Source organism: Exiguobacterium sp. EF_C8 (assembly GCF_054956715.1).
The window spans coordinates 221969-241585 of record NZ_CM143264.1 but is presented as its reverse complement, the minus strand read 5'-3'; the positions used below and the strand labels follow the sequence as shown (position 1 = coordinate 241585).

At 48.0% G+C, this 19617-nt stretch carries 20 protein-coding genes and 1 pseudogene; 8 read left to right on the top strand and 13 right to left on the bottom strand.

Going from position 1 to position 19617, the window contains the following annotated elements:
• Positions 1-132 precede the first annotated feature (132 nt).
• Complete coding sequence (locus ACY2IG_RS01410) at positions 133-1329, top strand: MFS transporter (RefSeq protein WP_056064497.1); 1197 nt, start codon at positions 133-135, stop codon at positions 1327-1329.
• 79 nt (positions 1330-1408) lie between these two features.
• Here the strand turns inward: ACY2IG_RS01410 and ACY2IG_RS01405 are convergent, their stop codons facing one another.
• From ACY2IG_RS01405 to ACY2IG_RS01395, 3 genes are all read right to left on the bottom strand, one after another.
• Complete coding sequence (locus tag ACY2IG_RS01405; RefSeq protein WP_329469789.1) at positions 1409-1708, bottom strand: hypothetical protein; 300 nt, start codon at positions 1706-1708, stop codon at positions 1409-1411.
• 67 nt (positions 1709-1775) lie between these two features.
• The gene (locus tag ACY2IG_RS01400) at positions 1776-2228 is read right to left on the bottom strand and encodes a DUF4385 domain-containing protein (protein ID WP_056064504.1); all 453 of its coding nucleotides are present in this window, start codon (positions 2226-2228) and stop codon (positions 1776-1778) included.
• Between the two features lie 49 nt (positions 2229-2277).
• Entirely contained in the window at positions 2278-2907 is a 630-nt protein-coding gene (locus ACY2IG_RS01395) for a TetR/AcrR family transcriptional regulator (protein WP_290756060.1), read from the bottom strand.
• 108 nt (positions 2908-3015) lie between these two features.
• Between ACY2IG_RS01395 and kynU the strand changes: the two genes are divergently transcribed.
• The 4 genes from kynU to kynB are packed head-to-tail and all read left to right on the top strand — an operon-like array spanning position 3016 to position 7183.
• Positions 3016-4293 (top strand): kynureninase, encoded by a 1278-nt coding sequence (kynU, locus tag ACY2IG_RS01390; protein ID WP_035411535.1) that lies wholly within the window; start codon positions 3016-3018, stop codon positions 4291-4293.
• A gap of 10 nt (positions 4294-4303) precedes the next feature.
• Positions 4304-5683 carry an amino acid permease gene (locus tag ACY2IG_RS01385; RefSeq protein WP_426272607.1) on the top strand — a complete coding sequence of 460 codons (1380 nt, stop codon included), beginning with the start codon at positions 4304-4306 and terminating at the stop codon, positions 5681-5683.
• 23 nt (positions 5684-5706) lie between these two features.
• Complete coding sequence (kynA, locus tag ACY2IG_RS01380) at positions 5707-6546, top strand: tryptophan 2,3-dioxygenase (protein ID WP_462618258.1); 840 nt, start codon at positions 5707-5709, stop codon at positions 6544-6546.
• Positions 6547-6559: 13 nt separating this feature from the next.
• Entirely contained in the window at positions 6560-7183 is a 624-nt protein-coding gene (gene kynB, locus ACY2IG_RS01375) for an arylformamidase (RefSeq protein ID WP_462618257.1), read from the top strand.
• A gap of 37 nt (positions 7184-7220) precedes the next feature.
• On the opposite strand, the gene ACY2IG_RS01370 is transcribed toward kynB, so the two are convergent.
• The 3 genes from ACY2IG_RS01370 to cydD form a co-directional block, all read right to left on the bottom strand.
• A complete protein-coding gene (locus ACY2IG_RS01370; protein ID WP_462618256.1) occupies positions 7221-7859 on the bottom strand; it encodes a cyclase in 639 nt (212 codons plus the stop codon).
• A gap of 124 nt (positions 7860-7983) precedes the next feature.
• Complete coding sequence (gene cydC, locus ACY2IG_RS01365; RefSeq protein ID WP_462618255.1) at positions 7984-9693, bottom strand: thiol reductant ABC exporter subunit CydC; 1710 nt, start codon at positions 9691-9693, stop codon at positions 7984-7986.
• Positions 9690-11420 carry a thiol reductant ABC exporter subunit CydD gene (gene cydD / locus ACY2IG_RS01360; protein WP_308102253.1) on the bottom strand — a complete coding sequence of 577 codons (1731 nt, stop codon included), beginning with the start codon at positions 11418-11420 and terminating at the stop codon, positions 9690-9692. The genes cydC and cydD overlap by 4 nt, the downstream gene beginning before the upstream one ends.
• Before the next feature lie 208 nt (positions 11421-11628).
• Here cydD and ACY2IG_RS01355 point away from each other — a divergent pair, with 208 nt between their 5' ends.
• Complete coding sequence (locus ACY2IG_RS01355) at positions 11629-12114, top strand: Rrf2 family transcriptional regulator (protein ID WP_308102254.1); 486 nt, start codon at positions 11629-11631, stop codon at positions 12112-12114.
• Positions 12115-12136: 22 nt separating this feature from the next.
• On the top strand, positions 12137-12505 hold the full coding sequence (locus ACY2IG_RS01350) for a nuclear transport factor 2 family protein (protein ID WP_308102255.1): 369 nt from the start codon (positions 12137-12139) through the stop codon (positions 12503-12505).
• A gap of 272 nt (positions 12506-12777) precedes the next feature.
• Here ACY2IG_RS01350 and ACY2IG_RS01345 read toward each other — a convergent pair whose 3' ends face one another.
• Positions 12778-12945, bottom strand: coding sequence for a hypothetical protein (locus ACY2IG_RS01345; RefSeq protein WP_155960196.1), 168 nt, complete (start codon positions 12943-12945; stop codon positions 12778-12780).
• Between the two features lie 83 nt (positions 12946-13028).
• Positions 13029-13871: a KPN_02809 family neutral zinc metallopeptidase gene (gene ypfJ / locus ACY2IG_RS01340; protein WP_056064528.1), complete on the bottom strand. Its 843-nt coding sequence runs from the start codon at positions 13869-13871 to the stop codon at positions 13029-13031.
• Between the two features lie 193 nt (positions 13872-14064).
• Between ypfJ and ACY2IG_RS01335 the strand changes: the two genes are divergently transcribed.
• The gene (locus tag ACY2IG_RS01335) at positions 14065-15183 is read left to right on the top strand and encodes a glycosyltransferase family 4 protein (protein ID WP_462618254.1); all 1119 of its coding nucleotides are present in this window, start codon (positions 14065-14067) and stop codon (positions 15181-15183) included.
• A 60-nt stretch (positions 15184-15243) separates the two neighbouring features.
• On the opposite strand, the pseudogene ACY2IG_RS01330 reads toward ACY2IG_RS01335, so the two are convergent.
• The 5 genes and pseudogenes from ACY2IG_RS01330 to ACY2IG_RS01310 form a co-directional block, all read right to left on the bottom strand.
• Positions 15244-15825: pseudogene (locus ACY2IG_RS01330) on the bottom strand (peroxiredoxin-like family protein).
• A gap of 118 nt (positions 15826-15943) precedes the next feature.
• A complete protein-coding gene (locus ACY2IG_RS01325) occupies positions 15944-17011 on the bottom strand; it encodes a YcjF family protein (protein ID WP_056064534.1) in 1068 nt (355 codons plus the stop codon).
• 97 nt (positions 17012-17108) lie between these two features.
• Positions 17109-17591 (bottom strand): GNAT family N-acetyltransferase, encoded by a 483-nt coding sequence (locus ACY2IG_RS01320; RefSeq protein WP_308102257.1) that lies wholly within the window; start codon positions 17589-17591, stop codon positions 17109-17111.
• 65 nt (positions 17592-17656) lie between these two features.
• Complete coding sequence (locus ACY2IG_RS01315; RefSeq protein ID WP_308102258.1) at positions 17657-19012, bottom strand: DUF4179 domain-containing protein; 1356 nt, start codon at positions 19010-19012, stop codon at positions 17657-17659.
• A complete protein-coding gene (locus ACY2IG_RS01310) occupies positions 18987-19529 on the bottom strand; it encodes a sigma-70 family RNA polymerase sigma factor (RefSeq protein WP_312452036.1) in 543 nt (180 codons plus the stop codon). The genes ACY2IG_RS01315 and ACY2IG_RS01310 overlap by 26 nt, the downstream gene beginning before the upstream one ends.
• Positions 19530-19617 lie beyond the last annotated feature (88 nt).

Sequence of the window (19617 nt, the reverse complement as noted above, 5' to 3'; positions counted from 1 at the left end):
TGGAGACGCAATCGGAACGTTTTTTTGTTAGAGAAATTCTTCATGATTGACAGACGCTTTAGCTTGAATCTAAGATAATGAAGGTGAAACAAATAACCGCTTACAAAAAGCGGGTCGAAAGAAGGGGTCCCCTTGCACGCGGATCAACGAAAAAAATTAACGGTCCTCATGATCAATATGTTTATTGCGGTCGGGAGCTTCGGGATCATCATTCCGATTCTACCCGCTTACTTAGCGTCGATTGGACAAGGTGGAACGGCGGCTGGATTAATGATTGCCATCTTTGCCGGAGCACAGCTCGTCATGTCACCGATTGCTGGTAAATGGGCAGATCAATATGGTCGTCGTAAGATGATCATCTATGGATTGATCGGCTTGACGCTCTCGATGTTTGTCTTCTATTTCTCAAACTCTGTCACGGTTCTCTACATCTCGCGCGCAATCGGTGGTGCCGGTGCCGCACTCCTGATTCCAGCGATTTTTGCTTACGTTGCGGACATCACGACGATGGATCAACGTGCAAAAGGAAACAGCTATGTCTCAGCTGCGATGTCACTCGGGATCGTCATCGGTCCAGGAATCGGTGGATTCCTTGCCGAGTATGACTTAAAATTGCCGTTGCTCATCTCAGCGATCGTCTCGGGTGCAGCTGTCTTATTCAGCGTCCTGTTACTTCAAGAAAGCGAACAACACGATGCAACAGCGATGGCACCAGATGAAGGGTCGATGCTTAAGAAACTGGGGACATCGTTTAAAAAACCGTACTTCGTACCGCTCGTCATTACACTCGTCATGAGCTTTGGTCTCATGGCATACGAATCGGTACTCGGTCTGTTCGTTGATGATCAATTCGGTGCTTCACCGAAGGACATCGCGATCATGGTGACGTCAACTGGAATCATCAGCGTCATTGCTCAAATCTTCATCGTCGATAAGTTATCCCGTAATTTAGGCGAAGGAAAGGTCCTGAACCTGTTCCTGTTCATCGCAGCACTCGGCTTCCTGTTGTCATTATTGACATCAAGTTACGGTGGATTCTTTGCGATTACCCTCGTCATCTTCCTTGCGACATCGATTTTACGCCCCGTCTTGAATACGATGATTTCAAAGCTCGCTGGTAATGAGCAAGGCTTTGCTATGGGAATGAACAATGCCTATATGAGCATCGGGAACGTGCTCGGACCAACGCTTGCCGGTGTACTGTATGACGTCAACATTCTCTATCCATTCGCACTTGGTCTGATCTTCCTCGTCGTGACGTTCATCGGATCGTTCATCTGGCAAAAACGTCAATCACGACTGATTGCCAAAGTCGAACAGAGTTCTTAAACGCATTAAAAATAGCCTCGATTGCTCCATCCCATCGGACAGAGCAGTCGAGGCTATTTCGTTTAACGATATTCGCACGTCATACGGATTGTTCCTCTGTTCCTGACACGAGCAGTTTCGCAACGATTTCTGTTAACAAGAAGACGAAGACGATTCCTGTAAAATCCAGCGTCAACCACGGTATCAGACCACAGCCGATCAAAAGTGTCCCAATCATTAACGGACGATATGACGAAAAGGATCGTCGCTTCGGACGGATACTTAAAAGGATGCTCACAATACCAAGCATGATAAGCCATATCAATGAAATATCATAGAAAAAGTGATCGACCAGTAAAAACAGACCAATCGGATACAGCGGAACCCACCAACGATTCATACCGAGGCCTCCCGTTTTCTTTTCAGTATCGCATGGTTTGAATGGATTCCCTTTATTTTGAAATGACTTATCCGTACTGCTTTTGATGCGCACGTTTAAGTTCAAGGTATTCTTCATCTGCCCGGATCAAATCCCATTTTTCTTGGAAGATAGCCGCAGATTTTGCTTTTTCTTCGTCGATCTCGCGCGTGTGCAATTCTTTGGTCTCTTTATCTTTATATTTACGCCCACCCTTATAGTTCGCGTAACGTCGTGCGCGCGTATGTCCCATCTGAATGAACTTCCGCGCCATATCCATACCGACGAAGTCTCCGTCTTCTTTATAAGCTAAATACATCTCATAAATTTTCTCGGAAGATTCCTTCGCGATGTCCGGCGTCTTAAAACGCCAATGCGGCAAAATCTCACTTTTATATGGTTCGACGAGCAAAACGCCTTGCTCTCCGCGTCCGACCCGGTACTTTTCCGGCTCCTTACGAAAATCCGTCGTCTTGAAATCGAGATCGTAATCAAACGCCATCCCGGTCACGCTCCCTTCTACTTTGAAACGTTCCCTTCCTGTCCGTTCATCAATCCTCGATCCGGTAGAGTCCTTGCGTATAAATCGTCGCTAAGACGTGTGCGATCTCTTCAATCGTCGCTGTTGCTTCTTCACGGACGACTTCGAATAAATACATCTCGTTCGCGAAGAACCAGCCACGGGCGACGAGCTTCGAATCGACATCTTGTCGCGCGAGTCCTGTCTCCTGAGCATATTGAATGTCCTGACTGATCCGATCAATGAAGCGTTCTCGAATCGCTTTCCATTTCGCACGGACGATGTAAGAGACGCCGATTGCTTGCTCAACGATCCGTAGCATCGCTCGTTCTTCTTCCGCGAGACGTAAGAAATCCGTAGCTTGCGTCACGATACGTTCCTTTGCCTCTAGCGACGTCGTCGGTTCAAATGTTCGTTCCGCAATCGCATGGAAGCGACTCATGACATCTTCCATCAGGACGACGAGCAACTCATCTTTCCCTTCAAAATGCACGTAGGCTGTTCCGTAGCCGACGCCAGCTTGTTTGATCACTTGTGAAATCGTTGACGTTTGAAACCCTTGTTCTAAGAAGACGTCACGTGCCGCACTCAACAGTTTTTCGCGTGTCCGCACTGTGCGCAGATGCCGTTTATCGATTTTTTCTGGTTGAGAAGATGACATGTCCTTCACTCCTTTTGTTTTCTCTATTCGATAATATTGACACAATGTCAATTTGTTTGCTACGCTTTTGTCAAAATTGATTGAGTATTCATTTGAGGAGGATGACGTATGACATTACAAGCAAAACGGACGGATGCCGTTGCTCGGGACGATCAAGATGTATTGTCCACCTATCGTGATGAGTTTTATCTGCAACCGGGTAGTATCTATATGGACGGAAACTCGCTCGGTTTATTATCGAAGCGTGCCGAGAAGACGTTGCTCGAGTCGCTATCAGACTGGAAAGAACTCGGAATCGACGGCTGGATGAAAGGACGTCATCCTTGGTTCGAATTATCAGAACGTCTCGCTGCCCTCAATGCTCCGCTTGTCGGCGCACAAGCGGAAGAAGTCATGGTCACCGGTTCGACGACCGTCAATCTACATCAACTCGTCGCGACATTCTTCCAACCAACAGAAGGACGAGATAAGATTTTAGCGGATGCGCTGACGTTCCCGTCGGATATCTATGCTTTACAAAGTCAGCTTCGTTTACGCGGACTGGATCCGGAGACACATCTCGTCCAAGTACCAAGTCATGATGGTCGCTTTTTAGAGGAGGACGATATCATTGCCGCGATGACAGACGATATCGCTTTGATTGTCTTGCCGGCGGTGCTGTACCGAAGCGGACAGATTCTCGATATGGAGCGTTTAACGAAAGCGGCACACGACCGCGGCATCTTGATTGGTTTTGATGGCTGTCATTCCGTCGGAGCCGTTCCGCACGCTTTCCATGACTGGGGCGTCGACTTTGCTTACTGGTGTAATTACAAGCACTTGAACGGCGGTCCTGGAACAGTCGGTGGATTATTCGTCCACGAACGTCATTTCGGAACGTTGCCTGGGCTGACGGGCTGGTTCGGTTCGCGCAAGGACAAGCAGTTTGACATGGATCACACGATGACACCGGCCGCGCACGCAGGTGCCTTCCAGATTGGAACACCACACGTCTTAAGTCTCGCCCCACAAATCGGTGCGTTAGAGATGTTTGACGAAGTCGGTATTGAAGCCGTCCGAACGAAGTCACTCGCCCTGACGCAGTACATGATGGACCTTGTCGAGCAGGAACTCATACCGTACGGTTTCGTCATCGGAAATCCAATTGACGATAAACGCCGTGGGGCGCATCTCAGCCTCGAGCACCCGGAAGCGGCGCGGATCTGTAAAGCACTCAAGGAAAATCGGATCATCCCCGATTTCCGGGCACCGAACATTGTCCGTCTAGCACCCGTCGCGCTTTACAACACGTTTACCGATGTCTATGACGTCGTCGCGACACTTAAACGAATCATGGAAGATAAAGAATACGAACGTTTCGCGAATGAACGCGAAGTCGTTGCTTAAGGAGTACACCATGGAACAACCTACTGAACTACGGCGTGAACTCAAGACACGTCAACTCACGATGATTGCAATGGGCTGCGCGATCGGTACCGGTCTCTTCCTCGGAAGTGGGCTTGCAATCGGGCTTGCTGGACCGAGCGTTTTGATCAGTTACGCAGTCGGCGCCTTCATCGTCCTACTTTTAATGGGCTGTCTGGCTGAAATGACGGTCGCTCATCCGACATCTGGCTCGTTCGGTACGATTGCCGAACGATACATTAGTCCGTACGCGGGTTTTCTCGTCCGCTATTCGTACTGGATCGCAAACGTTCTCGCAATCGGCGTTGAAGTTAGTGCGATCGCCATCTATATGAAATACTGGTTCCCGGACGTTCCCGGGGTCGTCTGGATTCTCGTATTCGCTGCCGCGTTGATTTACATCAATGCTACGACAGTCAATACGTTCGCAACCTTTGAGTACTGGTTCTCGGTCATTAAGATTAGTGCCATCTTACTGTTCATCCTGCTTGGTGCTTACTTGGTCATCGGTAGTCCGAGCCCTGAGATCGGTCCACAAAACTTCACGAATGATGGTGGCTTCATGCCATTCGGCTTCTCGGGTCTCTGGATTGCGATCTTCATCTCCCTTTTCAGTTTCCTCGGAACGGAATTGATTGCTGTCACTGCCGGTGAAGCAAAGGACCCGGACGTTGCCGTACCGAAAGCATTGAAAGCGACAGTCTTCCGTCTCTCGACGTTTTATGTCGTCACGATTGCTTTAATGTTGATGATTGTCCCGTGGCAACAAGCAGGCGGCGTCGATCAAAGTCCGTTCGTCAAAGTAATGGAGATGCTATCGATTCCATATGCAGGCGGTATCATGAACTTCATCATCCTGACAGCAGCGCTCTCCGCGATGAACAGTCAGCTGTATGCTTCGACACGGATGATGTATTCATTATCCAAGGCAACGTATGCGCCAAAAGTATTTGGTCGTTTAAATCGAAAAGGTGTACCGCTCTTTGCACTCGCCTTATCAACACTCGGCATTTTTCTCGCAGCGATCATCAGCAGTCAGTCGAGCGTCTCTTATCCGTTCATGATGGGGATTTCGATGTTCGGGGCGATCTTCACGTGGTTCATGATTTTCATCTCCCATTTGTACTTCCGTAAAGCCTGGGAACGTGAAGGTGGACGGACATTACCGGTTCGGATGATGGGCTATCCGTATCTGACGGCCCTCGGTGCATTGTTATTATTCGCACTCGTCCTGACGACATGGTTCACAGATTTCCAAATCGTCTTGAAGTTTGGTGTACCGTGGTTAGTGTTCTTGTCTATCGCCTATTTCTTCTGGAAACGGGCGCATCCAGAACAACTGAAGACCGCTGAAAAACGAAAACTGAATTAACTCGATAAAGGGGATGAATGGGAATGACAAAGACAGATCCTACGTCTGTTGAAGCATCGATTCAAACGGATTTTAAGAAAGATATGTCCTACGGGGATTATTTGCAACTGGATCCATTGCTTACGAGTCAACATCGCTTATCGGGGCATCATGACGAGATGCTGTTCATCATCATTCATCAAACGAGCGAGCTATGGATGAAGCTGATCCTGCATGAGATGCGTGCAGCGACGCAAGCCGTTGCAAACGATGATCTCGAATCATCGTTTAAGATGCTCGCACGGATCTCAAAGATTCAGCACCAGTTGATCCAGTCGTGGAATGTTTTGTCGACCTTGACCCCTGCCGAATATCTGGAATTCCGTGACGCGCTCGGTCATTCGTCCGGTTTTCAGTCGTATCAAAACCGTCAAATCGAATTCGCGCTCGGTTTCAAGAATGAGCAGATGCTAAAAGTTTATGCACATGACGAAACACTCTATCCGATGATGCTCGAAGACTTGAAGACACCAAGCATCTACGATGAAACGATCCGCGCGATGGCGCGCCATGGGCTACCGATCGACGAGTCCGTCCTTGAGCGTGATGTCACGGAAGACTGGACGCCGAATGCAAGTGTCGAGGCCGCTTGGGCAAGCGTCTATCGTGATGTCGAGCAATACTGGGATCTGTATGAACTCGGTGAAAAATTACTGGATATCGGGAGCCAGCAACAGATGTGGCGCTTTAACCATATGAGTACCGTCGAACGGATCATCGGACAAAAGCCAGGAACGGGCGGTTCGTCTGGTGTCAGTTATCTACGGCGTGTGCTCGACCACCGGTTCTTCCCGGAACTGTGGTCGGTCCGCACGACATTATGAGGAGGATGAAACGATGACACGATGGATTGATGTTTCACAACCACTTGATCGTCACGTCACGACGTGGCCGGGGGATACACCGTTTGAAGCGACATTGACATGGAATAAGGCAGACACCGGTTCCGTTAACGTCGGCAAAGTTACGATGAGTCTGCATACCGGTACCCATGTCGACGCGCCGTTTCATTTTGATGATGCCGGACAAAAAATCATCAACCTGGATCCAGACCTCTATATCGGACATGCGCGTGTCATTTACTTACCAGGTCGTACAGAAATCACAGCCGCTGATTTAGATGGCTTTGAGCTAAATGACGTCCAGCGCTTGATCATCAAAACGGATGGTTGGATCGACAAATCGACTTTCCCAGAGACGATTCCTGTGTTGACACCAAGTCTTGCTGAACGTCTCGGGGAACTCGGGATTTCGCTGATTGGTCTTGACTTACCAAGCGTCGATGCGATTGATAGCAAGGAAATGGCAGCCCATCACGCACTGGCACAGCATGGAGTCCATATCCTCGAAGGACTCGTCCTCGATGCGATCACGCCTGGTGATTACCACTTGAATGCCGTCCCGCTCCCGCTCGTCGACGGCGATGGTAGTCCCGTTCGCGCCTTACTTCGTCCATACTAAAAAATCCGTCCAGCAACCTCTCTGCTGGACGGATTTTTTACTGATGTAGTGGTTCGAATAAACTGGCTTCGATCTGACGAATGACATGTCCGAGAACTGCAAGTGACGAATCGACCTCAAATCCTTGGTCTAGTGAATGATTCGCTCCTTCGATAACATCGATCATTAATTGTGATGTCCGACACGTTTCAAGTGCTGCCTCATCATAAAACTTATCGGCCGTGCCAATGACGATCAGTCCAGCTTGCGTCGATGTGGCGATTTGTTCGACCACTTCATTTAGGACGGGTGTTAAGAAAACGAAGCGCGCTGTCTGTAGACTCGGCTTAGCAAGTAACGCGGCAAGCGGAATCGTGCCTAACGATTTTGCGATAAACTGAACGTTTTCGTATGGATGCTTTGTCAGCACTTCCGAGACGACAGCGTCAACCCGGCGCGTCATGCAGGCATTTGATTCAGCGTCTGACATTGAAAATAGATCTTCTGTCACATAGTGAATGCAGATGACATCGATGCCTCGCGCGAGTAATGCCATTCGACTGTAGTAAAAGTATGGATGGTCGTATACGTACGATGCTCCCGAAATCAAGAAGCAGACCTGTTTGGATCCCATTTGAAAATGATCATATGAAACGGTCGTCTGATCGACGACGATGGATGATTGTGTGATATGCATGAAATCCCCCTACGTTTTTTCTAGACTTTACCATTTCAGAAGTAGACTGTCATGTCTTTTCAGTTTTTCCAAGGTAAATAAAAAAGGCAATGAACCTTACTTGATTCATTGCCTTCCATACTTTTTATCCAATCGGAGCAAACACCGACTGCTCGACTTGTTTTAACTCATAAAACGCCCCTTGTCGTGCCATCAATTCGGCATACGTTCCGACTTCGATGACGTGACCCTGATCCATGACGATGATTTGGTCCATCGCTTCAAGACCCGCTAAGCGGTGGCTGACGAGGACGAGTGTCGCGTCCATTGCTCGCGCAAACAGTCGCTTGAGAATCATCTGTTCCGTCAAAGCATCAACGGAGGACGTCGGTTCGTCAAGCAAGTAAAGCGATGCTTCTCGCAAGAGCACGCGGGCAATCGCTAGCCGCTGTTTTTCTCCTCCGGATAAGTTCTCTCCTTTTTCAAACACACGATCACTCAACTCGAATGTCGTTAATCCGACATCATCGAGTGCTTGTCGCATCGCTTCGTCCGTCGTTGCTTCGTTTGCGAGAAGTAGATTATCACGAAGTGTTCCATAAAAGTAGTGATTTTGTTGCAGGACGACATTCGCGTGCTGCCAGAGTCCTTCCGGATCAACCGTCTGACTGTCCTGTCCAGCAATCGTTAATCCGTCCGTCGGATACATCCGTAACATCAATTGAAGTAACGTTGATTTCCCGGAACCACTCGCTCCGACGATTGCCGTCTTCTTACCAGCCGGAATCGAAACAGTGACGTCACGTAAGACTGGACGGGGTGCATCAGGAAACGTAAACGTCAGCGCATTCGTTTCAAAGGACGGTGCCTGATCGAGGACGAACGGAGCGTACGTCGGCTCCTCTTGCTCAGTCACGACTTCATCGAGTCGTTTCGCAGCATGGCGGCTATCTTCAAAAAAGCCGGGTAAGATCGCCATCGGTGCCGCATTTTCAAAGACGGTCAGCGATGTCATGACGAGTAAAGCGAGGAAAACTCCCTCGAGTTGTCCGCTTGCGACGAGATAGGCACCCACACCGAGGACAAGCCAAGAGATGATCAACGTCACCATCGTATTTAAGACCAGGTTCGAGACAGCGTGTAAACCATTACGTTTCTCTTCCTCGACATACCGTTTCGCGACGGCATTCAAGTCCTGTTCCTTTTGGTCGAGCTGTTGGTAAATCTTCAAATCACGATAGCCTTGGAATAACTCTGTCACTTCTGTCGACAAGTCACCACGTCGAACACGGACTGAACGGGCGAAGCGTTGTTCACGGTACGCGAACCATCCCGGAATCAAGAAACCGGTCAAAATTAAACCAAGCAACAGAATCCCGGCAATCGTCCATGAGAAGAAACTGACGAAAAAAATCGTACAGAAGAAAACGAGCAGTAACACGATCGGTGGATAGAGGACACGTAAGAACGTATTTTGTAGACTCTCGACATCCCCGACGATCCGCGCAAGTAAGTCACCACTGCGGTACTTACCAAAAATCCCTGGCGCAAGCGGCTCGAGACGACGGTAAAATGACGTTCGGATGTCACTAAGGATCGTAAACGTCGCCCGGTGCGAATAGTAACGTTCCGCATACCGACTGACGGCGCGCGTCAGACTCGACACTTTTTGCAGGGCGATCAAGACGGCGAGTGTCTGGATCGGTGGCAACAAGGCTGCCTTTGAAATCAGGTAACCACTTGCTGCGAATAAACCGACCGCTGTCACACCGGCGAGGACACCGAAGAAGATCGACCAGGCGATATCGCGTTTTTGATGCACCATCAACCGAAAGACTCCTAATAATTCCTTCATCGTGTTTCCTCCCCTCTCTGGACGCTACGCATCCGCGCATATTCCGAATCGCGACCAAGCAATTCATCATGGGTGCCACGATCGACGATTCGTCCGCCGTCGAGAACGACGATTTGATCCGATCGTTCAATCGTATGCAAACGGTGCGCGACAGTGATGACCGTTGCCGATTGTCCGAGTTGCTCAATCGCTTGTTGGAGCAGTCGCTCCGTTTTGACATCAAGTCCAGTCGTCGGTTCATCAAAGACGACGACGTTCGGTCGTTTCAAGAACGCTCGTGCTAACGCAACACGCTGTTTTTCGCCACCCGATAGACCGCGTCCACCTTCTCCGATCACCGTGTCGATCCCTTCAGGCAACGTCGCAATCAACTCCTCGAGCCCTGCCGCCTGCGCCGCTTCGAAAATCTCTTCCGGCGTCGCTTGACGAAGCTCACCAATCGCGATGTTTTCTGCCAGCGTTCCGGCATACAGATACGGATGTTGAGAAATGTAGCTCAACTGACGGAACCAGCTTGTTTCCTCCACCTGACCGCGCTCGGTTCCGTCGAGTAGAATCCGTCCTTCTTGTGGATTCGCGAGTCCGGCAATCAACTGCAAGACGGTCGATTTACCGGCCCCACTGCGACCGATCAACGCTACCTTTTGATACGGCTCAATCGTAAGCCCGATATCTTGCAAGGCAAAACGTCCTTCTTGGTACGTAAAGCCGACTTCATCCAAGACGATTTGTGGTGGACGATTCATCGTGAGTTCCGATTGACCGAATGCAACAGGACGATCGTCTGCCGTCAATTCGGCTGCGATTTGTTTCGCTGCTGCCACACTACCGCGTCCCGTGTGGAAAGCAGCCCCCATCTCTTTTAAGGCAAGATAGTATTCTGGTGCCAACACGAGCATCAAGAACGCTGGGATAAAGGTGATGCTTTGAAACAGAATCAAACGCAGACTGACTTCAAGTGCAATCATTCCCATGCTGAGCATCGAGACGAACTCAAGCATCAATGACGACAAGAAGGCGAGCTTCAAGACCGTTAATGTCGCATCTCGGAAATCGAGACTGCTTTTTTCGATGACGTCACGCTGTCGTTTCGCGCGACCGAATAACTTCAAGGTCGTCAGTCCTTGTAACGTATCGAGGAACGTTCCTGAGAATGCCGTCATCTTCTCGAGTTGAGCATCGGCCCGCTTTTGCGTCATGATGCCGATGATGATGTAAAACAACGGAATGAACGGCGCCGTGATCATCATGACAAGACCCGTGATCCAGTCATAGCTGAATGCCGCAATCAAGACCATCAAGGGAACGATCGTCGTCTGGACGACTTTCGGCAAATATTGACTATAGTAGCTGTCCATCTCGTCTACTGCATCGAGCAAGACACTGACCTTCTGTCCCGCTTGCCCTTGTAGCATCATCTCGACTGAGCGACTCGTATATTTCGCAACGAGTGCTTCCCGAAGCGCCTGCTTCATGTGTGCCGATAACGTCGTACCGAGACGACCGTTCCAATACGTCACAGCGACTCGGAGCAACAGCATCCCGAGAACGACGAGCAGTAAAGGAATGACGGCTTCAAACGGTTGTTCTTTTAGGAAAATGCGATCGACCGTCAACACGATGCCGTATGACTGACCGACGACCGCGACCCCCATTAAGAAAGCCGCAATGATGAATTGAATGAGAATACTACGTGGAATCTGGACGATTCCTTTTAATGGATTCATATACAAACGTCCTTTCACAAAGTGTGAACGACTTTTAGTGAATATTTTCACATATCGTACATTTAGTATACCGAATCCGGAACGGGGATGCTATGCAGATGCTGTCGAAAAGGTGTGACGGTTTTGTGAGAGCATATCATTCGACAATTTTTCATCATCGAACTATTATGGATATACATTATCCACGTTTAACGAAAGGAGTCTTTCTATGCAAATGAAAACAGGAGTCGAGCAATCCGTTTATGCGATGTTGCTCTTAACCTTCCTGCCGGAGCGCGCCGTTTTGTCCGGTGAGTTCATTAGTCAGCAACTCGGTGCTTCACCGACCTATTTCCAAAAGCTCTTACGAAAACTCGTTCAGGCGGATCTGTTGTATTCCGTACCTGGTGTCAAAGGGGGCTTTCGCTTGCGACGTCCGGCAGAAGAAATTCAAATCTTCGATGTCTATCAAGCCATTGAGGGCAAACAGACATTGTACGCGTCAAGTGGTGTCTTTGAAGATTTGATGGGGATTCAGGAACAGGAGATCGGTCTGCTCTCGAATCTGATGACAGAGGCAGAAGATGCTTGGCAATCGACGTTGAAGCGCGAATCAATCGGCTCGATCCGTCAAGCAATCGATACCTCCTGTCCACCGGAACATTTAGAACGGTTGCATGCGTTAATCACAGATCGGATGATGACACTTTTTTAATGAACAGAAAGAGGTTTTTACTATGGTATTGAATCGTTATTTCGACTTATTCGACGCGTCACGCACGGACGCACAAGCGTTCGAGGATCTCGTTTCCTTGTTTACGACAGACATCACGTTCGTTCTGAACGGACAACCAAAGCACGGCATCGACGCCTGGAAACAATTCGTCCGTCATGTGTTCACGGCGAATCAGGATATTAAGCACATGTACGCCGGCTGGGAAGAAACAACACCAGGAACGTATGAAACACGCTGGGCAGTTTGCGGAAAACGGGCAGACGGTAGCGTCTTCACGCAGGACGGAAAAGATATCGCACGTCTCGATGAAAACGGACGGATCACTTACCTGGAGAACGTTCCAGATGATCCGACGATGTTCCGTTCATAAGATTGCTTTTAAATAGCGAAAGAGGCTGACTCAAAAAAGAATGACGCGTCTTTTCACCCCCTTTCCTCAGGCGAGACACAAGCCAGTTTTCCTGCTTCATTCAAGCAGGAAAGCGGGTCTTATTTGTCTCTGGCAGCGCATAATGCGCTTTTTCCTGTAGGAGTGGCGTGTGACGCGTCATTCTTTTTTTTACGAAATAAGGGTGGCAGATCATCATTCTGCCACCCTTATCTTTGTAGAGGACGACATGTGAGTCAGCCCCTTTTTGGTATTTAACGTTTCAGTACAAGCCGTTTCAATAAATAGCCCGTGATGACGAGTAACGACGCAATCGCGATATAAACCATGTAGACCAACAAGTTTGGCGCAAATCGTGACACGATGTACGTCAATACGACGACAGCCGTATACAGCAACAAAAATAGACTGATGTGCTTCAACTTCGACACTCCCCTTTGAATCCTTCTCTCTTCTTTACGGAAACGACTGGAAAATGTTTCAAAAGGTATGTCTTTACTTCGTTTTATAGATTCTTCGCTTTGAATGTGTCTCCACCTTCGATCGTGCCGTTATCAAAGCCTTTTTGGAACCAACGCTCTCGTTGCGCCGATGTGCCGTGAGTGAAACTTTCCGGTACGACATATCCTTGTCCTTTCTCTTGTAACGTATCGTCCCCAACAGCATTGGCTGCTGTCAACGCTTCTTCAAGATCGCCTTCTTCGAGCAAGTTTTCTCCTTGCGCGTGATGCGCCCATACGCCGGCATAATAATCTGCCTGTAGCTCGAATCGAACGAGGTATTTATTGAACTTCTCCTCACTCATTTGCTTTCGAAGTGGCATGATCTCATCCGATTTTCCAAGTAACGTCTGGACATGATGCCCTACTTCATGCGCAATGACATACGCCATCGCAAAATCGCCCGGTGCTCCGTATTTCGTCTGCAGTTCATCATAAAAGCTTAAATCAATGTATAATTTCTGATCACCGGGACAGTAAAAGGGACCGACGGACTTCCCTGCTTGTCCGCAAGCCGAACTAACTTGATCCGTATATAAGACGAGTGTCGGTTTTTTATAGGTCTTACCATCTTCTTTAAATTCTTTCGTCCAGACTCGTTCCGTATCGGCCAAGACGACGGAGACGAAGTCCGCTGCTTCTTTTTCCTGCGCTGTTTCCTCATACGTCGTATTTTGCTGATCCCCACCGGTTAAGTCTCCGAGTAGTTCAGTTGGATTACCGCCCATTAAAGTGATGACGATCAGCAGGATGATCCCGACACCACCGCCGATACCGGCGATTCCTTTCCCACCCATTCCCCGCCGGTCCTCGACGTTCGAACTCCGTTCTCTTCCCTTCCATTTCATGCGCTTTCCTCCTACCCGTTTCGTTATTGTTCTTTACCCAAAAGCTTTTATACGTAACGCTTCAGGACATCATGGATGAAACAGAAGTCTATTGATTTGATGCATTTTCTAGGAATATCCTTCTACTTTAGAGAAGATTATTAGCAGAACCGATCTTTCGGATCCAATTTTTTCTACGCAAAGGAGGTACGACATGAAACCTCATCTACTTTTTTTATCTTGGCGTGATGCTCGACATCCACAAGCCGGAGAAGCTGAAACTTTTATTCATGAAATGTTGCGGCGTGTCAGTACTACCTACCGAGTTACCCATTTGTCTGTCTCATTCAAGGGCGGATCACCGACGGAGTATCGAGATGGTATCACTTACCTCCGTTATGGTACGACAGCTTCTCTTATTCCATATGCACTTTATTATTACTGGTCTTATGCTAAAACGATTGATTTAGTTCTGGATCATTTGAATGGGTTTCATTTCTTCACACCACTTTATGTTCCACGTCATAAACGAACTTTATTTCTTTATCAATTGATTCGTGAGCGTTGGTCGACGACACTTGTTTTTCCTTTTTCAAAGCTTGGCGAATGGACAGAGACTCGACGGTTAAGCTGGTATAAAGATAGTCATGCCTTGACTGTCAGCCCCTCTGTTGTAGATGAACTACAAAGTGCTGGTTTTACTAACAGTCATATCACGATGTTGCCGCCAGGACTTTCCTTTTCCCCGTGGTCTGAACAGGAATGGGAGTTAAAAGAACATGTTCCAACCTTTCTATATATCAACCGTCTGAACGAAAAAGAACTTCAAGATACGATTGGGGCATTCCTCATGGTCCAACGTGAGTTTCCTGAGACACGCCTCTGGCTGATTGGTATTCGTAACAGCTCTCATCTTTTGCAATACCTTACACTTCCCCTTCCTAAAGAAGTGAAGGATGCTATCACATATTACGATTCAGTCACTGAAACAGAAACGCGCCGCATGATGAGTCGTGCCACCGCTCTCCTTTTCCCTTCCATACGTGAAGGCGTAGGTTTTTCTATTATTGAAGCGGCGGCGGTCGGAACACCATCCATCGTATATGATGCTCCTGGTGTACGAGACGCCGTTCAGTACGGCATGACAGGCTACATGGCTAAAAACAAAACACCTGGTGCACTCGCTGCCGAAATGCGAGCTTGCTTCCGAGATCCAGAGGAGTACGAAGCCATTCGCATCTCCGCTCATCATTTTGCACGGGCAATGGATTGGCAACAGACTGATCTCACATTTCAAGAATGGCTGAGACGAGTACTTCTTGATACAAAATAAAGGGAAACTTCAAACGGTCTGACTTCTCCCAACAAGTAGAGAGAAGCCAGACCGTTTAAGTCAATCTTCATACTTTTTATTCTGTTCAAGGTTTTGGAGGATGTGTTCTGGATCAACGCGTTTCGTATAATCGGACGGCACTTCTACGAAACGAATCACACCATTCGTATCAATGATAAACGTCGCCGGTTTCGGTAACTGCCAATCCTCATTTCCATTGTGCTTCGCTACATCAAGTCCCGATGCTTTGTAAATCTCAATCAAATAATCTGGCAAGTCGAACACCAAATCAAATTGACGGGATACATGTAAATCAACGTCACTTAAGACAGGGAAACTTAACGCATTCTTATTCGCCGTTTGCTCAGCAAAATCAGCTGTCTCCGGACTAATTGCAATGACAGTCGCTCTTTGAGCGCGGATTCGGTCGATTTACCGTTCGTACGCGCGAAGCTCGAGATTGCAGTACGGACACCAGCCACCCCGGTAGAACGTTAAGATAACAGGACCTTGCTCGAGTAATGTCTCGATTGCGACTGGTTCTCCAGATACATTGGGTAATGTAAAGTGTGGGATTGTGTCACCGACACCTAGACCTTGTACGACTCCAGAAGCAGCCAGTTCAGCTGTCGCTTCCGCCATCAGCCGTTGTTTCTCAGCAGGTGCCTTTTGTCGGAATTTCGATTGATATTGTTTGATTTCTTCGAGTAGTCGTGTCATATGTTCTCCCCCTTCATTGCTGTATGGAATAGCAAGGAGATTACTCGTTTGTCTCTTCTGACGACTCCTCCGCCTTCTTTCGGAATCGTTTGACGAACCCCATTAGTTGTTCCGGTGTTAATTCGAGCTTATTCTCATAGACATATTTCGTTCCGTATCCGAGTGCAAGGGTGGCGGTCGAAGCGACTCCCGCAGCAATGACGGCACCATATCCCGGAACCAGTTTCGCTATTTGTCGAAAAGCCGTCTTTCCGGAGTTTCCGACGATTGTCACGACAAGCAACTCTTTGGCACTCTCCTTGGATAACTGCCGTTCATACAGATTTGATAACTTGAGCATCAAGCCGATTTGAATTGAAGTCAACGGAATGATATCAGCTCCTGGAAACGGGACAGCACCGATCGCACCAGCAGCTGTTCCGGCACCCACGATCCAATTGTTGGCGATCTTCCCGCGAACGGTCGGATCCATCTGGCGAACGAACACATTATCCTTGTCGAACTTTTTTAAGATATCGAGGACCTCCCGGCGGAGCCGATCAATATTCGTTCCTTCTCGTGCTGATACGGGAATGATTTTTGGTCCTGGTAGTTTTTCTGCAATATGGCGAACGATCGTGTCGACATCATCCGTCGCATCCATCTTCGTGACAACGATCAAGACATTTTGGTTATGTTGATAGATTTTCTGGAAATTCTTCGTCTCTGTCTCAGACAAGACAGTACCTGCCGCATTTAAAAAATAAAGGATGACATCGGCACTTTGATAATACGTCCATGTCGCTTCCGAGTTCTGTGTATTGGCATCATTTAGTCCCGGTGTATCGACAAAGATGACTTTATCTTCCGGATGTTGCCTTACTTGATCGATGCGGACCGTTTCACCTGGGCGTGCTCCGACCGTTGCGACTTCGCGACCAAGAATTGCGTTCAAGGTCGAGGATTTTCCCGCATTGACATCTCCGATCAGAGCAACCGTCACGTCCTGCTCCAACGATTGATTAAAATCCCGGCGCTCCGATTCAAACGACTGATCAAAGATTTCCTCCAGTTTGCGTTTCCGCTTTTGTTGATTGGTCTCAAGTCCCTCACCAAAAAAATCATCCATCGTGATCCCTCCCCTTCTTTTGCTGTCTGTCTTTTCCCGTTATCCCTTGCTTTCAACACAAAGAAGGCAAGGGAACATTGCGTCCACTTGCCGAATTTTAGAGATATGTGCTGCGTCGCTCGAGCAATACCGTATCGCGCCATCTGCCTCCGAGCCGACCAATTCGCTCCCGGCGACCAACTTCGCGAAAATTAAAACGTTCATGAAGGCGCAGACTCGCATGATTTTCCGGAAAGACTTGCGATTGCAGGGTCCAGATGCCTGCTGCTTCACTTGTTGCAATGACGTCTTCCATCAAGCGAGTGCCGACACCTTTACCGCGTGCTTCTTCTGCAATATAAAGACTGATTTCAGCGACACCAGCGTATGCTGGAATCGAAGAAAATGGACTCAACGCAACCCAGCCGAGCAGTTGCTCGCCTTCAATCGCAACGAGACGACTGTGTTCATGGTGATGCCTCGTCCATTCTTCGTACGGTAATGCTTCCGTGCGAAACGTCGCGTTCTCCGTCTTTATTCCTTGTTCGTAGATCCGAACGACTTCTGGGTAATCTTCCGCTGTCATTTGACGTATTTCCATTTCATCAGACTCCTTTGTTGCTCACATGCTGATTCTAGTTCGACAGCATGTCAGGAGTCTCCTGTTTAATCGACGGTGAACGGAATCGGTTTCAAGTCGATTGGTGTGTTCGTCATGATATTCGAGTAACCTGTCTCCAGATAAAATTCGTCAATGGATGCCATTTGTGAAGCTGATAACGTAAACGTTGCTCGGAATTGCTTTTGGTTCGCATCTCGTACCGTGATGTGTGGTTTGATTTCACGCCCATCCGGTGGTTCGTTTCCTTGAATCAAGAACATGCTTCTCACTGCATCCAATTTAATGTTTGATAACATTTCGACTGCATTCGTTTCAAAATCGACGATTACTTGAGAGTCCGTAATCTTAATGTTTTGTGTCGTCATTTTTAACGGATGTGTTGGATTCTGCTCCGCGTAAGGTAACGATGTCGTCAATGGAATAAACGTTGTTTTAGGTGTAATGCTTAATTGAGGATGCAATGTGTATGCCCCACTCGGAATCACATAGTTGCCTAGACTAAGCCGTGACGTATCGGTTCGCTCGGATGAAGTATTCGTATGGCTTACTAAGGCTGTACTTTCTGACCAATTGTGAATGACTTCTTTCCCACTATCATCAAACAATGAAAATATGATTCGGTAATCATATGACTTCGGATAAACCGCCGTATAATCAAACGTCGTACTTGCCTGTCCTTTTGTCATCTGTTTCAATGTGACATCAACTGCATAATCAGGATTCTTCACCGTCGTATTAAACGTCTGTTCAATCGCTTGCAATCGTTTGACCGGAACCTCGAATTGCCAGTTTCCGTCTAGACCAAACATTTCCGAAATCACGAGTGGCACCTGCATGGAATCACTTAATTTCTGTAAGCCGACATCATATTCGATTCGTGCTTTCCATACCTTACCGTCCTGTTTGAAATGTGCCAGTTCTTGATTTTCAGTACCTTCGAATCGTTTATCCCCTTTGAACACTTCATAAAAAGCAGCTCGTTTCGTTTCGTTGACGTCTGGTACACCAGTTGCCGTCAGGTTCATCCCGATCGTCGTACCATCATAGTAGGCGTCGACGACCTTGATCGTAATGCCTTGATCGGTTACCGTCTGATCAATTGTTGTTGCGAGCTGTTTCTTCTCGATTTCAGTTCCGACTGTCCCCTGTTCTGTAAAGGGACGATACAGTCCACCAATCAACGGAACGTGTGACATCGCGGAAGCAAACGGTGGGACGATGAATGTCGTTACGAACAACGATGCTGCAAGACCGGCAATAGCTACGTATTGTTTCCGGCGCGGACGTACGTGTTGTCGTTCCGCTACGCCTTGCGTAATTCCTTGACGAATTCGATCTTGTAACGCGTTCGTCGGTACGGGAATTTTTTCGTAGTCATTTTGTAGATCGTGCTGTGCCATAATCCATTCCTCCTAACTGTATTTTTAACTCTTCGCGTCCTCGTTTTAAATAGGTCTTCACCGTATTAAGGGTGATCCCGATGAAGCTTGCAATCTCTTTCATCGGAATATCATGAAAATAGAAAAGAACTAAGACATCCCGGTATTCTTTTCGCAGATGCGATAACGCGTGCACGAGATCGAGGTGTTCGTCTCGCGATCGGTCTTCCTGTACCGGAACATGAAGTAAGATATCATCTGTTGGTTGTTGTTTTTCCAACGCGCGGTAACAATTACGGATCAGAATTTTCGTGATCCACGTCACGAAATGTTTCGGTTCCTTCACTTGTTCGATCGAGATGAACGCTTTATAAACTGTCTCTTGTACGACGTCTAAGGCATCGTGTTCGTTCTTCACATAAAGATATGCTGTTCGGTAGAGTTGTTCGCTATGTAGGAGCACCAATTGCTCGAACGCCGCTTCATCGTGCTTCATCGCACGGCGGACAAGTGTCGTGTGCTCGTTTCGTAAGTCCATCGTGTTCCCTCCCTTTACTTATTAGAGCATGACGAGTCACAAAAAGTTTCAAAAAATATCCAAAAGAAAAGGACTCTTGCGTTTCAAG

What these genes read in the sequence shown, in the direction of transcription:
- ACY2IG_RS01405 (WP_329469789.1), bottom strand. Translation starts at nt 1,708, where the DNA reads ATGAATCGTTGGTGGGTTCCGCTGTATCCGATTGGTCTGTTTTTACTG.
- ACY2IG_RS01400 (WP_056064504.1), bottom strand. Translation starts at nt 2,228, where the DNA reads ATGGCGTTTGATTACGATCTCGATTTCAAGACGACGGATTTTCGTAAG.
- ACY2IG_RS01395 (WP_290756060.1), bottom strand. Translation starts at nt 2,907, where the DNA reads ATGTCATCTTCTCAACCAGAAAAAATCGATAAACGGCATCTGCGCACA.
- kynU (WP_035411535.1), top strand. Translation starts at nt 3,016, where the DNA reads ATGACATTACAAGCAAAACGGACGGATGCCGTTGCTCGGGACGATCAA.
- ACY2IG_RS01385 (WP_426272607.1), top strand. Translation starts at nt 4,304, where the DNA reads ATGGAACAACCTACTGAACTACGGCGTGAACTCAAGACACGTCAACTC.
- kynA (WP_462618258.1), top strand. Translation starts at nt 5,707, where the DNA reads ATGACAAAGACAGATCCTACGTCTGTTGAAGCATCGATTCAAACGGAT.
- kynB (WP_462618257.1), top strand. Translation starts at nt 6,560, where the DNA reads ATGACACGATGGATTGATGTTTCACAACCACTTGATCGTCACGTCACG.
- ACY2IG_RS01370 (WP_462618256.1), bottom strand. Translation starts at nt 7,859, where the DNA reads ATGCATATCACACAATCATCCATCGTCGTCGATCAGACGACCGTTTCA.
- cydC (WP_462618255.1), bottom strand. Translation starts at nt 9,693, where the DNA reads ATGAAGGAATTATTAGGAGTCTTTCGGTTGATGGTGCATCAAAAACGC.
- cydD (WP_308102253.1), bottom strand. Translation starts at nt 11,420, where the DNA reads ATGAATCCATTAAAAGGAATCGTCCAGATTCCACGTAGTATTCTCATT.
- ACY2IG_RS01355 (WP_308102254.1), top strand. Translation starts at nt 11,629, where the DNA reads ATGCAAATGAAAACAGGAGTCGAGCAATCCGTTTATGCGATGTTGCTC.
- ACY2IG_RS01350 (WP_308102255.1), top strand. Translation starts at nt 12,137, where the DNA reads ATGGTATTGAATCGTTATTTCGACTTATTCGACGCGTCACGCACGGAC.
- ypfJ (WP_056064528.1), bottom strand. Translation starts at nt 13,871, where the DNA reads ATGAAATGGAAGGGAAGAGAACGGAGTTCGAACGTCGAGGACCGGCGG.
- ACY2IG_RS01335 (WP_462618254.1), top strand. Translation starts at nt 14,065, where the DNA reads ATGAAACCTCATCTACTTTTTTTATCTTGGCGTGATGCTCGACATCCA.
- ACY2IG_RS01325 (WP_056064534.1), bottom strand. Translation starts at nt 17,011, where the DNA reads ATGGATGATTTTTTTGGTGAGGGACTTGAGACCAATCAACAAAAGCGG.
- ACY2IG_RS01320 (WP_308102257.1), bottom strand. Translation starts at nt 17,591, where the DNA reads ATGGAAATACGTCAAATGACAGCGGAAGATTACCCAGAAGTCGTTCGG.
- ACY2IG_RS01315 (WP_308102258.1), bottom strand. Translation starts at nt 19,012, where the DNA reads ATGGCACAGCACGATCTACAAAATGACTACGAAAAAATTCCCGTACCG.
- ACY2IG_RS01310 (WP_312452036.1), bottom strand. Translation starts at nt 19,529, where the DNA reads ATGGACTTACGAAACGAGCACACGACACTTGTCCGCCGTGCGATGAAG.